The 15,819-nt window shown below is 43.8% G+C and carries 13 protein-coding genes; 8 read left to right on the top strand and 5 right to left on the bottom strand.

Annotated features, from left to right (window positions below; genetic code table 11):
• Positions 1–4 precede the first annotated feature (4 nt).
• The 4 genes from ISX59_RS01845 (at position 5) to xylE (ending at position 5,217) form a co-directional block, all read left to right on the top strand.
• Positions 5–736, top strand: a complete 732-nt coding sequence (locus ISX59_RS01845) for an NUDIX domain-containing protein (protein ID WP_005806044.1) — start codon at positions 5–7, stop codon at positions 734–736.
• Positions 737–786: 50 nt separating this feature from the next.
• Positions 787–2,292 carry a xylulokinase gene (locus ISX59_RS01850; RefSeq protein ID WP_220575595.1) on the top strand — a complete coding sequence of 502 codons (1,506 nt, stop codon included), beginning with the start codon at positions 787–789 and terminating at the stop codon, positions 2,290–2,292.
• A gap of 92 nt (positions 2,293–2,384) precedes the next feature.
• On the top strand, positions 2,385–3,704 hold the full coding sequence (xylA, locus tag ISX59_RS01855) for a xylose isomerase (RefSeq protein ID WP_005806049.1): 1,320 nt from the start codon (positions 2,385–2,387) through the stop codon (positions 3,702–3,704).
• Between the two features lie 64 nt (positions 3,705–3,768).
• Positions 3,769–5,217: a D-xylose transporter XylE gene (xylE, locus tag ISX59_RS01860; protein ID WP_022012729.1), complete on the top strand. Its 1,449-nt coding sequence runs from the start codon at positions 3,769–3,771 to the stop codon at positions 5,215–5,217.
• Between the two features lie 553 nt (positions 5,218–5,770).
• Here xylE and ISX59_RS01865 read toward each other — a convergent pair.
• A complete protein-coding gene (locus ISX59_RS01865; RefSeq protein ID WP_005806053.1) occupies positions 5,771–6,979 on the bottom strand; it encodes a nucleotide pyrophosphatase/phosphodiesterase family protein in 1,209 nt (402 codons plus the stop codon).
• 105 nt (positions 6,980–7,084) lie between these two features.
• Between ISX59_RS01865 and ISX59_RS01870 the strand changes: the two genes are divergently transcribed.
• From ISX59_RS01870 to ISX59_RS01880, 3 genes are all read left to right on the top strand, one after another.
• The gene (locus ISX59_RS01870; RefSeq protein ID WP_005777718.1) at positions 7,085–8,626 is read left to right on the top strand and encodes a carbon-nitrogen hydrolase family protein; all 1,542 of its coding nucleotides are present in this window, start codon (positions 7,085–7,087) and stop codon (positions 8,624–8,626) included.
• A gap of 115 nt (positions 8,627–8,741) precedes the next feature.
• Entirely contained in the window at positions 8,742–9,374 is a 633-nt protein-coding gene (locus ISX59_RS01875; RefSeq protein ID WP_044300869.1) for a peroxiredoxin, read from the top strand.
• A gap of 210 nt (positions 9,375–9,584) precedes the next feature.
• Positions 9,585–9,830, top strand: a complete 246-nt coding sequence (locus tag ISX59_RS01880) for an RNA-binding protein (protein WP_005777722.1) — start codon at positions 9,585–9,587, stop codon at positions 9,828–9,830.
• Positions 9,831–9,902: 72 nt separating this feature from the next.
• Here the strand turns inward: ISX59_RS01880 and ISX59_RS01885 are convergent, their stop codons facing one another.
• Genes ISX59_RS01885 through ISX59_RS01895 form a run of 3 tightly spaced genes read right to left on the bottom strand, consistent with a single transcriptional unit; the run spans position 9,903 to position 12,967 of the window.
• Positions 9,903–11,294, bottom strand: coding sequence for a cytochrome-c peroxidase (locus ISX59_RS01885; protein ID WP_005777723.1), 1,392 nt, complete (start codon positions 11,292–11,294; stop codon positions 9,903–9,905).
• 15 nt (positions 11,295–11,309) lie between these two features.
• The gene (locus tag ISX59_RS01890) at positions 11,310–12,095 is read right to left on the bottom strand and encodes a cytochrome c biogenesis protein (RefSeq protein WP_032539302.1); all 786 of its coding nucleotides are present in this window, start codon (positions 12,093–12,095) and stop codon (positions 11,310–11,312) included.
• Positions 12,092–12,967: a cytochrome c biogenesis protein ResB gene (locus tag ISX59_RS01895; protein ID WP_220575596.1), complete on the bottom strand. Its 876-nt coding sequence runs from the start codon at positions 12,965–12,967 to the stop codon at positions 12,092–12,094. Before ISX59_RS01895 ends, ISX59_RS01890 begins: the two co-directional genes overlap by 4 nt.
• A 270-nt stretch (positions 12,968–13,237) precedes the next feature.
• Between ISX59_RS01895 and ISX59_RS01900 the strand changes: the two genes are divergently transcribed.
• On the top strand, positions 13,238–14,503 hold the full coding sequence (locus ISX59_RS01900; RefSeq protein ID WP_032539300.1) for a S41 family peptidase: 1,266 nt from the start codon (positions 13,238–13,240) through the stop codon (positions 14,501–14,503).
• A gap of 66 nt (positions 14,504–14,569) precedes the next feature.
• Here ISX59_RS01900 and ISX59_RS01905 read toward each other — a convergent pair whose 3' ends face one another.
• A complete protein-coding gene (locus ISX59_RS01905) occupies positions 14,570–15,619 on the bottom strand; it encodes a DUF2776 domain-containing protein (protein ID WP_032530018.1) in 1,050 nt (349 codons plus the stop codon).
• Positions 15,620–15,819: the final 200 nt, after the last annotated feature.

Consider the following 15,819-nt stretch of genomic DNA (forward strand, 5'->3'; position numbering starts at 1 on the left):
TATTATGCATGACATACCGAAACAAACCCCATTGGCAAACAATCATATCTCAGTAGACTGTGTAGTGATTGGTTTTGACGGAGAGCAACTCAAAGTCCTGTTGATTAAGCGGGTAGGAGAGGAAAACGGAGAAGTTTACCATGATATGAAGCTTCCCGGGAGCCTGATCTACATGGATGAAGACCTGGACGAAGCAGCACAACGTGTTTTATTCGAACTGACAGGTATCCGAAGCGTCAACCTGATGCAATTTAAAGCATTTGGTTCTAAAAACCGGACGAGCAATCCTAAAGATGTGCGTTGGTTGGAACGGGCAATGCAATCGAAAGTAGAGCGCATTGTCACCATAGCTTATCTATCGATGGTAAAGATAGACCGGGCGTTGGACAAAAACCTGGATGAGTTCCAGGCCTGTTGGGTGGCACTGAAAGACATAAAGACGTTAGCTTTTGACCATAATCTGATTATCAGAGAAGCGCTGATTTATATCCGGCAATTTGTGGAGTTCAATCCTTCAATGCTGTTTGATCTGCTGCCGCGCAAGTTTACCGCTTCCCAACTTCGGATCTTGTTCGAACTGGTATACGACAAAGCAGTGGATGTACGCAACTTCCATAAAAAGATAGCCTTGATGGAGTACGTCGTACCATTGGAAGAAAAACAAACCGGAGTGGCCCACCGGGCAGCCCGCTATTATAAATTCGACAAAAAGATATATAATAAGGTAAGACGGTAAGTCTTATGGAGATTTTATTTTAAATCACAAATTAATTAATAAACAAGATCATGTTTTTATTAGGGTATGACATAGGCAGCTCGTCCGTCAAAGCGAGCTTGGTAGATGTCGGGACAGGCAAATGCGTCGCTTCCGCATTCTTTCCGAAAACGGAGGCAGGCATTATTGCCGTACGCTCCGGATGGGCAGAACAGGAACCGGAAGACTGGTGGGAGAATCTGAAACTCTCCACACAGTCCGTCCTTTCAGAATCGGGGATAGCTGCCGGAGACATCAAGGCCATCGGCATCTCTTATCAGATGCACGGCCTGGTATGTGTAGACAGACAGCAGCGCGTGCTGCGCCCGGCTATAATCTGGTGCGATTCGCGTGCGGTCCCCTATGGACAAAGGGCGTTCGAAACAATCGGAGAGGAGTTTTGCCTTACGCACTTGCTCAATTCTCCCGGCAATTTTACCGCTTCTAAACTGGCATGGATAAAGGAAAACGAGCCGCACATTTACGCACAGATTGATAAAATTATGTTGCCGGGTGATTATATTGCCATGAAACTGAGCGGAGAAATCTGTACGACAGTCGAAGGGCTTTCCGAAGGTATGCTTTGGGATTTCCGGAATGACCGTACGGCAGATTTCCTAATGCAATATTATGGGTTCGATTCTTCTCTGATAGCCGACATCCGGCCAACTTTCGCCGAACAGGGACTATTAACCGGGAGTGCTGCCCGGGAACTTGGATTGCAGGAAGGTACACCGATCACTTACCGTGCTGGCGACCAGCCCAACAACGCTCTTTCATTGAATGTATTCAATCCGGGTGAAATAGCTTCCACTGCCGGAACGTCGGGAGTCGTATACGGAGTAAACGGGGAAATCAGCTATGATCCGCAGTCGCGTGTCAACACCTTTGCGCATGTCAATCATACTGCCGCGAATCCACGTCTGGGTGTATTGCTTTGCATCAACGGAACAGGGATTCTAAATTCGTGGATAAAACGCAATGTCGCTCCGGAAGGCATCTCATATACAGAGATGAACCGCCTTGCTTCACAGGTTCCGGTTGGCAGTGCAGGCATCAGCATTCTGCCTTTTGGTAACGGAGCGGAACGCATGCTGAACAACCGGACGACCGGTTGCAGTTTTCACGGAATTGACTTCAACATGCATGACAAGGCGCATTTGATCCGTGCGGCACAGGAAGGCATCGTCTTTTCCTTTAAATATGGTATCGATATTATGGAAGGAATGGGTATCCCTGTCGAAAAGATCCATGCCGGACATGCCAATATGTTTCTCAGCCCCATTTTTCGTGAGACATTGGCCGGCACGACGGGAGCTACCATCGAACTTTATAACACAGATGGTGCTGTCGGCGCAGCCAAGGGTGCCGGGATGGGAGCAGGCATCTACAAAAACCATCAAGAGGCTTTCGCGTCACTCGACAAGCTGGAAGTCGTTGAACCCGATCCGGCCCGGCAACAGGAATATGCCGATGCATATGGACGTTGGAAACAATGCCTGGCCCGATCTATGCAGATGAATAAAAAAAACGAATAATCATAAGATAAAAAAATGAATCATCAAAGCTGTCTCCTGTGCCTTCTCCAAATGAAGAAGGAGCGGGCGAAGCTCCTAAAACTTTAAATAATATGGCAACAAAAGAGTACTTCCCGGGTATAGGGAAAATTAAGTTCGAAGGTAAAGATAGTAAGAACCCGATGGCATTTCGTTATTACGATGCCGAGAAAGTGATTAACGGCCGCAAGATGAAAGACTGGCTGAAGTTTGCAATGGCGTGGTGGCATACACTTTGTGCCGAGGGCGGTGACCAGTTTGGAGGCGGAACCAAACAATTTTCATGGAACGGTGACCCTGATCCCTTACAGGCAGCCAAGAACAAGATGGATGCAGGTTTTGAGTTTATGCAGAAGATGGGTATTGGATATTATTGTTTCCACGACGTAGACTTGGTTGCAGAAGCTGATACCATCGAGGCCTATGAAGCCAACCTGAAAGAGATGGTTGCCTACGCAAAGCAGAAGCAGGCCGAAACCGGTATCAAACTATTGTGGGGAACAGCCAATGTATTCAGCCATGCCCGTTACATGAACGGTGCGGCTACCAATCCCGATTTCGATGTTGTGGCCCGTGCTGCCGTTCAGATTAAGAATGCGATTGACGCCACTATAGAATTGGGGGGGACAAACTATGTCTTTTGGGGCGGACGCGAAGGATATATGTCGCTGCTGAATACTGACCAGAAACGAGAAAAAGAACATCTGGCACAAATGCTCACCATTGCCCGTGACTATGGCCGCGCACAAGGTTTCAAAGGCACCTTCCTGATTGAGCCGAAACCCATGGAGCCGACCAAGCACCAGTATGATGTCGACACCGAAACTGTCATCGGTTTCCTGAAAGCTCACGGGCTGGAACGCGACTTCAAAGTGAACATTGAAGTGAACCATGCCACCCTTGCGGGACATACATTTGAACACGAACTGGCAGTGGCTGTAGATAACGGTATGTTAGGATCTATCGATGCAAACCGCGGCGACTATCAGAATGGATGGGATACCGACCAGTTCCCGATTGATAACTTCGAACTGACACAAGCCATGATGCAGATTATCCGTAATGACGGATTGGGCAACGGCGGAACAAACTTCGACGCCAAGACCCGCCGGAACTCTACCGATCCGGAGGATATTTTCATTGCCCACATTGCCGGAATGGACGCGATGGCACGTGCTTTGGAAAGCGCAGCCAATCTGCTCAATGAATCTCCTTACCGGAAGATGCTGTCCGAACGCTATGCCTCGTTCGATACAGGTAAAGGGAAAGAGTTTGAAGAAGGTAAAATATCTCTGGATGAACTTGTTGCTTATGCAAAATCCAATGGTGAGCCGAAACAAACCAGTGGTAAACAGGAGTTGTATGAAGCGCTCGTTAACATATACTCACTATAAGTCCGTACAATGCGGTTTGCAGACAGTTTCCGTCTGCAAACCGTAATTCAAAAAAGCTAATGCCATGAATCATACCAACGAAGGTAGCAAGCTCTACCTGTATTCCATTACATCGGTAGCCATCCTGGGCGGACTGTTGTTCGGCTATGACACCGCTGTGATTTCGGGAGCTGAGAAAGGGCTCGAAGCCTTCTTCCTCACAGCCACAGATTTTCAATACGACAAAGTGATGCACGGCATCACCTCTTCAAGTGCACTGATTGGTTGCGTACTGGGTGGTGCATTGTCCGGCATCTTTGCTTCACGGTTGGGTCGCCGCAACTCGCTGCGACTGGCTGCCGTTCTCTTTTTCCTTTCGGCACTGGGGTCATATTACCCCGAGTTCCTGTTCTTTGAATATGGAAAAGCTGATATGAACCTGCTTATAGCCTTTAACCTTTACCGCATCGTAGGTGGTATCGGTGTGGGGCTGGCATCTGCCGTCTGTCCGATGTATATTGCCGAAATAGCACCATCCAATATCCGGGGTACACTGGTGTCCTGCAATCAGTTTGCCATTATTTTCGGCATGCTGGTAGTCTACTTTGTAAACTTCTTGATTTTGGGTGACCACCAAAATCCGATCATCCTGAAAGATGCCGCCGGTACACTTTCCGTCAGCAGCGAATCGGATATGTGGACCGTAACCGAAGGATGGCGATACATGTTTGGTTCCGAAGCTTTTCCGGCTGCCTTCTTCGGCATGCTGCTCTTCTTTGTACCCAAAACTCCCCGCTATCTGGTGATGATCGATCAGGATCAGAAAGCATATTCCATTCTAAAGAAAGTGAACGGAGCCGCCAAGGCACAAGAAATCTTGGCGGATATAAAGGCTACTTCGCAGGAAAAGGCAGAAAAGCTGTTCACTTATGGCGCAACAGTGATTGTCATCGGTATTCTGCTTTCCGTCTTCCAGCAGGCCATCGGCATCAATGCCGTGCTTTATTACGCACCTCGAATATTCGAAAATGCCGGCGCCGAAGGGGGAGGAATGATGCAAACCGTCATTATGGGGATTGTCAACATTATCTTCACACTGGTAGCCATCTTTACCGTCGACCGTTTCGGTCGTAAGCCCTTACTCATCATCGGGTCCATCGGTATGGCGGCCGGGGCATTCGCTGTTGCCTTGTGCGACAGCATGGGCGTCAAGGGGATACTTCCCGTGCTGTCGGTAATTGTATACGCAGCCTTTTTCATGATGTCGTGGGGACCTATTTGCTGGGTACTGATATCCGAAATCTTCCCCAACACCATCCGTGGCAAAGCCGTAGCCATTGCCGTAGCATTTCAATGGATATTCAATTACATTGTTTCGTCCACCTTCCCTGCCCTCTATGATTTCAGTCCGATGTTTGCTTACAGCCTTTATGGGGTCATTTGTGTGATTGCCGCACTGTTTGTATGGCGTTGGGTGCCCGAAACCAAAGGAAAGACATTGGAAGATATGAGTAAACTTTGGAAAAAACATTGATGGGAGAGGATTCTTGCCCCATTCCACTTTGAAAGCAGAATGGTCTGAATACTGACCGAATGTAGCATATACTTATCTTTGCTGACATGCACTTTTTATGAATCCGGCGAACCGGAAGCGTAATAACACGAAGCCTATAGTCCTACCCCTCTCAGAAGTAACGTGAGAGGGGTAGAACAATAGGCTTTCGGACAAATTACAGTAAGCAAAGAGAGAAAATGGTTACTGCATTTGCTCATTATGCCGTAACCATCCCGTCCGGATGATTACTACATTTGCCCCATATGGTATAATGATATTATAAAATGGTAAGAACGCAGACCTTTTTTCTCTATTTGAGCGCAAAAGATCAACAAGCGAAAAATAGAAAAAAGATCACTGTTTAGAGCCGACTCCGATCATAAAGATTAAAATAACACAAGCCTGCTGCGCATATTGTAATAAATACGCGCAATAGGCTTGCATTCTTAAATAGACTGATTCAAATTCCGGGCGTTTTTTTTGTCCGCCTTGCCGTTGGACAGAAATATGCTATTCTACACGCAGTAGATTATCAAAAAGACAGATCTTTCAGAATGTCTTTTATCCTTTCAAACTGTCCGTCCGTTTTCTCCGGAGTGATCTTCATCAAATACGCCAGTAACGGATAAATATCTACATTGACAAAACCTTTCGATTCATATCCTTCCTTAAAATCGGGACCGCAGGCACGAAACATTACTTGCATATCCGGACTTTGCGGAAAATAACCATGAGCACCTTTCAGCGCACGCGGCACATCGGTAAATTGCCATCCCAATTCGGGAGCCACTACAATATCTCCAACACGGTCACTGCTTCCGTAATTCAGCTCAGCAGGAATCTCTTCTTTTTTCCAAACATGGATGTGGGCTACATTCTTTAAAGCATTGTATACCGAGTCACGATATTCCGGCTTGGTAAAGATAGAAGTCGGTGTCCGCCCGTCTACCGCTTCGCACCATTCCGGACGCAGATATTTATTCATATCTACCACCCGGTCGTCACTGATTTCCGTCATCCCATGATCGGCAGTAACAATCAGGTTGACATCTTTTCCGAAGGGGAGAGCAGCGATTCCCTGTCGCAACATTCCTATCAGACTATCCATACGATGTACGATAGCGGCAGCTTCCGCGCTGTGAGGACCATGATGATGCGTCACTCCATCCGGCTCCTCAAAGTAAAGCATAACAAAACGGGGACGTTCCGCTTCCGGCTTTCTCAGCAGAGCGATGGTCGAATCTACCCGTTGCTCAAAAGTAAGACGGGGCTTTTCTGCATATTCCCGGTAATAAGTGGGGTAGCAACCTTTAATGGCAATATCCGAACCTACCCAATAGATGTTTCCTGTTTTTACACCTTGCTTCTGGGCTGTTATCCAAATCGGTTCACCCAGATAATAGTCGGGATTGTTTCGTGTGGCAGGATCTCCCATGGAGTATTGCCGATGCCGTTTTACATCCCAGAAAGTGTTGTTGATAATACCGTTATGGTCAGGTACCAGCCCCGTAGCCAATGTATAATGGTTGGGGAAAGTAGATGCCGGATAGGAGGGGAGCATAGTTGCCTTAACCCCTTCGCGGGCCATCTGGTTCAGGTTAGGGGTATCATACATCTCCGGGTAATCCCAGCGGAAGGCATCCAACGAAACAATTACGGTGTAGTGCGGAGCCTTGTCCTGCGCTGCCAAAGTAAAAATAAAGAAAACATAGCAGCAGAAAGAAATAATAAATTTACGCATACTCTTGATAGTTGTTATGAAGTGCAAAGGTATAAAATTATATGAAAGCTGTCCGGTTATAAAGATAAAGCTTACCTTTGCAACGTTTTTTTAATACAAGTTACTATGGATTATCCTCATAAAATTAATAAGGTACAGATCCGTAACCTCCAGATTGAAGATTACGCTCAATTATCCCAATCGTTTACACGTGTATATTCGGACGGAAGTGATGTCTTCTGGACACACGGACAGATTGAGAAACTAATCAAGATTTTCCCCGAAGGGCAGATTGTAACCGTAGTCGACGAGAAGATCGTTGGCTGTGCACTCTCTATCATTGTAGATTATGATAAAGTGAAGAACGACCACACTTATGCCCAAGTCACAGGGAAGGAGACTTTCAATACCCACACAGCCCAAGGAAATATCCTATATGGCATCGAGGTCTTTATTCATCCCGAATATCGCGGATTACGGTTGGCACGGCGCATGTACGAATATCGCAAAGAACTTTGCGAAACGCTTAACCTGAAAGCGATCATGTTTGGCGGACGTATTCCGAATTACCATAAATATGCTGACAAGATGCGTCCCAAAGAGTATATTGACCGCGTACGCCAGCGGGAAATCTACGACCCGGTGCTCACTTTTCAACTTTCCAATGATTTCCACGTTCGGAAGGTGATGACCAATTATCTGCCGAATGATGAAGAATCCAAACATTATGCTTGCCTGTTGCAATGGGATAACATTTACTATCAGCCCCCTACACAGGAATACCTCGCTCCCAAAACGACGGTTCGCGTAGGATTGGTGCAATGGCAGATGCGCAGTTACAAAACTTTGGACGACCTTTTCGAACAAGTAGAATTTTTCGTTGATGCCGTATCCGACTATAAAAGCGACTTTGTGCTTTTCCCCGAATACTTTAATGCGCCACTGATGTCAAAGTACAATGATAAAGGCGAATCACAAGCTATCCGCGGACTGGCCCAATATACCGAGGAAATCCGTGACCGCTTTATCAATCTGGCAATCAGCTACAATATCAATATCATTACGGGCAGCATGCCGCTAATAAAAGAGGACGGACTGTTGTACAACGCCGGTTTCCTCTGCCGGCGTGACGGAACTTACGAAATGTATGAAAAGCTTCATGTCACTCCGGACGAGATAAAGAGCTGGGGACTGAGCGGGGGCAAACAGTTGAAAACATTCGAAACAGACTGTGCCAAGATCGGCATATTGATTTGTTATGATGTAGAGTTTCCCGAACTTTCCCGGCTGATGGCCGACCAGGGAATGCAGATTCTGTTTGTGCCGTTCCTCACCGATACTCAAAATGCTTATTCACGTGTACGGGTCTGTGCACAGGCACGTGCCATTGAGAACGAATGTTTTGTTGTAATAGCCGGCAGCGTAGGCAATCTTCCCCGTGTACATAACATGGACATTCAGTATGCCCAGTCTGGGGTATTTACACCTTGCGACTTTGCCTTCCCGACGGACGGAAAGCGCGCCGAAGCCACTCCAAATACGGAAATGATCCTGGTTTCGGACGTAGATCTCGATTTGCTGAACGAGTTGCATACTTATGGCAGTGTACGTAACCTGAAAGATCGCCGGAACGATGTATATGAAGTGAGATTTAAGAAGCCGCAATAGATTTTGTCTATTATCCGATAGATATTATAAATCGTTAAACTTTGGTAGCAAACAAAGATTCTGATAGCTTTGTTTCCGAAATGAATCGTTTAATAACTTCTAAAACAAGAAAATTATGAGATCATTAATTGGAAAACAAGCGCCGAAATTTGATGCCACGGCCGTAATCAATGGGCATGAAATCGTTCAGGACTTCTCGTTGGATCAGTATAAAGGGAAAAAGTATGTAGTATTCTTCTTCTATCCGATGGATTTTACTTTTGTATGCCCCACCGAACTGCACGCATTTCAGGAAAGGCTCGACGAGTTTGAAAAACGGAACGTAGCTGTGGTAGGTTGCTCGGTCGACTCTGAATATTCTCATTTCTCCTGGTTGCAGATGCCCAAGAGCGAGGGAGGTATCCAAGGCGTGAAGTATCCTATTGTGTCCGACTTTTCTAAATCAATCTCTGAAAGTTACGGAGTACTGGCCGGAAGCTATGCTCCCGATGAAAATGGCAATTGGGTATGCGAAGGGGCACCGGTGGCTTTCCGCGGTCTGTTCCTGATTGACAAAGAAGGTGTAGTGAGACATTGTGTCATCAACGACTTACCATTGGGACGTAACGTAGACGAAGTACTGCGTATGGTGGATGCCTTGCAACATTTTGAAGAGTATGGCGAGGTTTGTCCGGCCAATTGGTCGAAAGGTAAAGATGCCATGAAAGCAACCGAAGACGGAGTGGCCAGCTATCTGAGTAAACATTAATAGAGACACATCTGTAAGAAAAAAGGGCGTTTATTGAAAAATAAATGCCCTTTTATAGTTGATAATCCAAATATTATGGCGTTCTTTGCTGCCGAAAACAATTGATCGTTTTATTTTACTCTATTTTCTACTGAATCAGTCGAATCCGGATCTAATCTCAAACTTCTGTTGTTTCTAAATTTATTTATCAATTTTTATTTTTTTTATTTTATGAACATGTACATTGGAAACCTTAGCTATCGTGTTAAGGAAGCAGATTTGAGACAAGTAATGGAAGAGTACGGAACAGTTGATTCAGTAAAACTGATCACCGACCGCGAGACTCGCAAATCTAAAGGATTCGCATTCGTTGAAATGCCGAACGACGACGAAGCCAAAAATGTTATCGCTGAGTTGAACGGTGCTGAATACGAAGGCCGTCAGATGGTTGTTAAAGAAGCCCTGCCTCGTAACTAATCCATTCATAGCATAAAACTAAAAAGGATACTCTTTGCAGAGTATCCTTTTCTTGTTTTTATCCGGCAGACATTACAATGCCTTGCTCTGATTATCATTGGTCAGTGGTTTACCTTTATACTCTCCGGTCAGTGTTTCCAGGAAAGCTACTATTTTATTCAGTTCATCTTCCGGCAGATTCTTATCTACCTGATATTTGGCCATATAATCCACAGCCTCCTTCATTGTTTTCATGCTACCGTCATGAAAGTAAGGAGCTGTCAGGGCAATGTTTCTTAAACCGGGAACTTTGAAACGATGTTTATCACGATCATTTTGGGTCTGTTTGAAGCGTCCGTTATCTTCTTCTGTCAATTCAATGCCACGATCTGCAAAATAATCTCTCTTCACACCCATTAACTCGTAAGACTGACCACCCAAAGTTTCACCTACATGGCAAGTAGCGCAATCGTATTTCTTAAACAATTCGTATCCGGCAAGTTCCATATCGTTAATAGCAGTCTTTTCACCTTTCAGATAAAGGTCGAAACGAGAATTGGGAGTGAGCAATGTCTTTTCGAACTCTTCGATAGCGTCAGTGATATTCTTTTCCGAATATCCGTCGGGATATACAGCTAAAAAGGCTTTGGTGAAATTAGCGTCCTGTTCGAGTTTTGCAATGATTTCGTCAAAAGACTGGCAAGCCATCTCGACCGGATTCAACGGAGGACCGGCAGCCTGCTCGGCAAGTGTTCCGGCACGTCCGTCCCAGAACTGCACGAAATTGTAGGCAGCATTGTATACCGTCGGAGCATTCACACCTCCGAACTGTCCACCTACACCTTCTGAATATTGCTTATTGTCTACCCCTCCCGTATTCAATCCATGGCATGATGCACATGAAACGGTGTTGTCGGCCGAAAGGCGAGTATCGTGATAAAGCATATCTCCCAAAATCACTTTACGCATATCTACCGGAATGGAATCAGCGATGGGACGCACCGGCTCGTTAGCGAATTCGGCTGAAGCCAGCCCGTTAGCATAATGTGCCAGACGGTGTTGTTTTGCCCACGCCATAGCCATTTCCTTTTTAGCATCTGTCACACTGGCTCCCCAGTGTACCATATAGTAGGCATGTTTGGGCATTGTTCCGTCCATGATCACTTTCTCTACTTTGGCCAAAGCCACTTTTCCTACAGGTTTACCGACTTTTAAGGCTTCAGCCATTTCGGTCATGTCAAAAGCGCGATAACCTTGTTCCACGTCCTTCTGAACCATTCCGCCGGCAACAGGCCAGTTTGCATAAAAAGGAAGATCCGGACTACCCGAATGGCATTGCAGGCAGCCACCGGAAGTAATGATCTCTTGCATCTGAGCGTCAGCGGCAAGCTCTTTTGACGGAGCCTGATTTACGACGCGGTAAGTGATAGCCAAAGCTCCGACCGTCACCAGTAATGCGATGATAAATTTTGTACTTTTCTTCATTGTGGATTCTTTTAGTTAATTATTACGATTATATAAATGTACACTTTGTTGAGCCGAGGGCAAATAATTTACTCCATACCAACACATCTGCAAAGCCAAAAAGGAGAAAATAAGTATGACATACAGCATCTTTTTACAAAACCTGCCCCGTAAGCGCAGGTGCATATATAATAGGTATCCCATCCAGGTAACCACTGCCCAGGTCTCTTTGGGATCCCAACTCCAATAATTTCCCCAGGCCTCCTTTGCCCATAAAGATCCAAGAAGCATGCCGATCGATAAAAAAGCCACACCAGAATAGACCAGATTATCCGCTGTCACCAAATATTCTTCTTTGTGGTGTACAAGCCCGCAAATAGCAATAATGAAAGCACATCCCAATACAGAGTAGGAGAACATATAAACTGTGACATGGGGAATAAACCAGACACTTTGCAAAGCCGGCATAAGTGATTGGTCATGTATCTCGGGCTTCAGCAAATTGATGATAACAAAAACAGTGGACAGCAGAGTAGAGAAAGAAAGTATCCATCGATATTTCCAGCGAATATACGTCAACAGCCCGGCAATCCCCATAAAAAAGGAATACCACAAACGGGTTTCACCCATAGTGCGAAGAGGAGGGCGTTCCAGAGATATCCATAGCCCAGCAATGAATATCCCCAGACAAGTAATTCCTGCTACAGTCAGTACAACAGCTATTTTACTTTGTCCCGATGAACGAAGTGCCGATATGGCACCCGTAAGCCAAAGGCAGATGGAGACGGTTGCAAACAGATAGAAGTTATCCCAGGTTATCATGATTTAGCTTTTTTAGGACCATTAATAAATAGCAGAACAGCTCCTGCTAACATCATTAAAATACCAGTCACCATTACATATTTCCAGGGTTGACGTACAATCTGAAGAATGCAATATCGGGTATTTCCCACATTACGTGTATCATATCCGGTCAGATAAATATCTTCTCCCAAACGGTAATTGTGAGGATGATTTACTTCAAGCGTAGTTCTCTGCTCTCCAATACGTACATCTGCCGCAAAACGCGAAGGCATCCCGTTCGGATAATACTCTGTATTGAAGGAGTAGAGTTCCAATTCATAATCCAGATAATAGGCTTTCCCATCCATACTATAGGCTTCGCGTCCCGGTTGTCCGGCATAAAGCGGAATCCGTAATGTCTGCACATCGCTGCTGCCAAAGAATCCGGCAAATAAAGCGAGCCATAATCCTAAATGGTTCAGGAGAAAACGCTTCTTCGCCGGCACACGATGATAGAAAGCATGGATAACCACCATTGCCAGATTACTCAATAAAAGAAAAAGAATGGCAATGAATATCCAGGAAGTCATAAAGTTATAGCATCCCAATGAGGCTGGGACTCCTGATATGGATGCAGCTTCTGCTTCCGATAATTGGGGAAACAACCCGATAACCAAGCTGCCACCTATTAATAATAAGATTGATAAAATACTTGTCCGGGAAGACAGCAGAAAACGGGTTAACGGCAACTTATTCCCTTCTTTATAGAGACGCCATAATAAATAGACCCATATAACTGCTACAATCACATTCAGAGGGAATGCAAAAAAAGATAAGGGGAAATTGCCTGTCATAGTTTGCAATAATGCCGCTATTACAAAATATGCAGTCACTAATAGTTTTTTGTGCATAGTTGTGCCTTTATAGGGTGCAAAGTAAGTAAAAATATGCCAATAAACGTATAAAAGGGCTATTAATTTGTATTAAATACAAATTTGAAGTAGATTTAAATTAAAAAGGAACATTGCTATTTATAATATTAGTTGGGGATGACCGGGATACAAAATAAAAGAAAATATAAATTAGTACTTAGAATAAAGTAGCTTTCCAGGAGATTATCTATATTAGCATTCACAAAATAGCTTTAATCATTAAATGTCTAATCTTAAAAACGGCAAAACATGAAAACTCCATCTTTAATTCTGATGATAATCATTTTATGTAATCTCAGTATCCCAATAAATGCTCAAGTACTAACCTCCCGCCAGCAAAAAGAAGATTTTGACACCTTATATAGCTTATTATGTCAAGTACATCCGGATTTATTTATGTATCAAACACAAAAAGAATTTGAAGAAAAGCATGATTCAATATATCGCTTGTTAAATAAAGAACGAAACGTTTCTGATTTCTACTTTATAGTCTCTCCATTTGTTGCATCTGTAAAAGATGGTCATACTAATTTCGCAATTCCTGCTACTCCAGACAGAATAGACTATTTGAATCATGGAGGACTGACTCTGCCTTTACGCTTAAAAATAGTAGACGATAAGATAGTAGTTGATTTCCCCTTAATATCCTGTTCGATACAGGAAAATGATGAAATAACATGTATGAATAATATAAATAGTCAAACTATATTAAGCCAATTGTATCTCTTACTGGGAGCTGAAAAAGGAAACGCTATTAAGGAAAATCAATTGACCCTTTATCTTTCTACTTTGCTATGGTATAAATATAATTGGGGTGACAAATATGATTTTACAATTAAAAGGGGAAATAAGATCTGGAAAGAATCATTGAATGGCATCGGACAAATAGATGCCCTCCCTGTTTTAAAAGCAAAACTTGGAAAAAGCCTGCCGCAATTTAGTTATACTCTAAGCCCCGATAGACAGACTGCTACTCTGCAAATAATGAACTTATATCAATTACCACAACTAAAACAATTTTGTGACTCTGTCTTTTCGGTGATTAACAGAGAGCATGTACCCAATTTGGTTATAGATATCAGGAATAACAAAGGAGGGTCAAGTGCCGGAGTTGACATGCTTCTATCATACTTATCGCATGATGCTTATACATTATATACTAAAACTGATTTAAAAATCAGTTCATACTCAAAACTGTATAATAAGCAAAAACATCCGGAAACCTATGAAGAGATCAAAAATTTACCTGACGGATCTTTATTTGCTATTCAAGATTCTTCTGTAGCGGGAAACCGGGATAAAGCAGATATTTATAAAGGAACAGTTACAGTATTGGTAAATGAAACTACTTATTCCGGAGCGTCGACATTTGCATCTGCTATTAAAAAATCTCATGCAGGAAAAATTCTTGGTGAAACCGGCTGCCCAAATGTATATTTTGGCAATTATATGTCATTCACATTACCCAATTCCCGATTAGAATATTATGTCTCACTTAATAAATTCTATGAATAAATGAACTCTCTAAAAAGAAAGCGGAGTTCACAATTCCGCTTTCTTTTTAGTATTGTCCTATTGCATTTATTTTGAAGATGTTCCACTCTCAAGAATACTGACAATTGAAAAGAGGGTGAAGCAAATAGCCCCTAATCCGGCTAATACACGTGCAGGGATAAAATAATCATCGTGTGTCGTACCTAATTCGAAGGCGAAAGAGGCCAGAAACAGGCAAGCTAATGCTGTCAATACCGGAATCAGAGGGATGCGGTTGGCCAAAGCAAATTCTCGTCCCCAGATTTTTGCCAGTAGAATTACTTTACTGGAAATACTGTAACAAACAAGGCCAAGCCCAATCATAATATATCCGATAACCCCATTTGTACTGCTTGAATCGGCAAAAATAACAAACAGCCCCCAAAGGAGGGAAATAGTTCCCATCAATAATACGAGTTTCGGCCATTGTTTACGTTCTTTATCCGTATATACATTTCTTATTTGACGGGCAATAGTAGCGACCAAAGCAATCAGGCTTGTGCAAATACAAGCCAGACCTGCCATCACATGCCCTGCTACGAAATAAGCAGGATGTACATCGCTTTTAGCCAATAAAACAAAAGCCCATATCCAAGCAATCAACGAGACAATAATAGCTATTGTTTTTAATACAAGTTCTTGACCTTTAGTAAACGCTCCTTTAGGAATATCATTACCAATCATTTTTGAGTTGGCAGGAATCAGTGAAAAACGGGTAGAAGATGTTGCAGCAGTTGCTACACAAGTAGTTATCAGTCCTACTCCGGCAACCACATGCCCAGCCACAAAGGAAGAGGCAGAGGCAGATCCGGTAAACATACAAATTCCACCAATAATAGTAACGGCAGCAGCCAAATAACCGATAATAGGCAGTGCGTACAGAGAACCGCGCCCATAAGTATGTATGATTTGCCGGATAATAGTAGCGGCTGTTGCAAACAATGCAATACAAATCATACCTAATGAAAAGACTACAGGACCTGCCACCAATCGGTTAGGATCATCTCCATATGCACTGATAAACGCTCCGTAGCCGAAACAAAACAGAGCCATCGCCAAAGGAATTGCTCTGAACAATATACTAATACCGTAATTCATAACATATAGGGTTTTAAAATTTCCCTGATAAACAAGGCATATAGTTTTTTGTTTTGCTCCCCTTACTACTTTTTACACTCTTTTCACAAGGCGGTCCTTCCTGTCAGACTGAAATTAAAAAGGCTTTTCTTGTATGAAAACGAATGTTTTTGTACATTTGCACCCTTAAAATAGGGAGGGTATCCCGATCTTAAATTGTA

This window comes from Bacteroides sp. FSHCM14E1, from assembly GCF_019633785.1.
In the GTDB taxonomy this organism is placed as follows: domain Bacteria; phylum Bacteroidota; class Bacteroidia; order Bacteroidales; family Bacteroidaceae; genus Bacteroides; species Bacteroides hominis.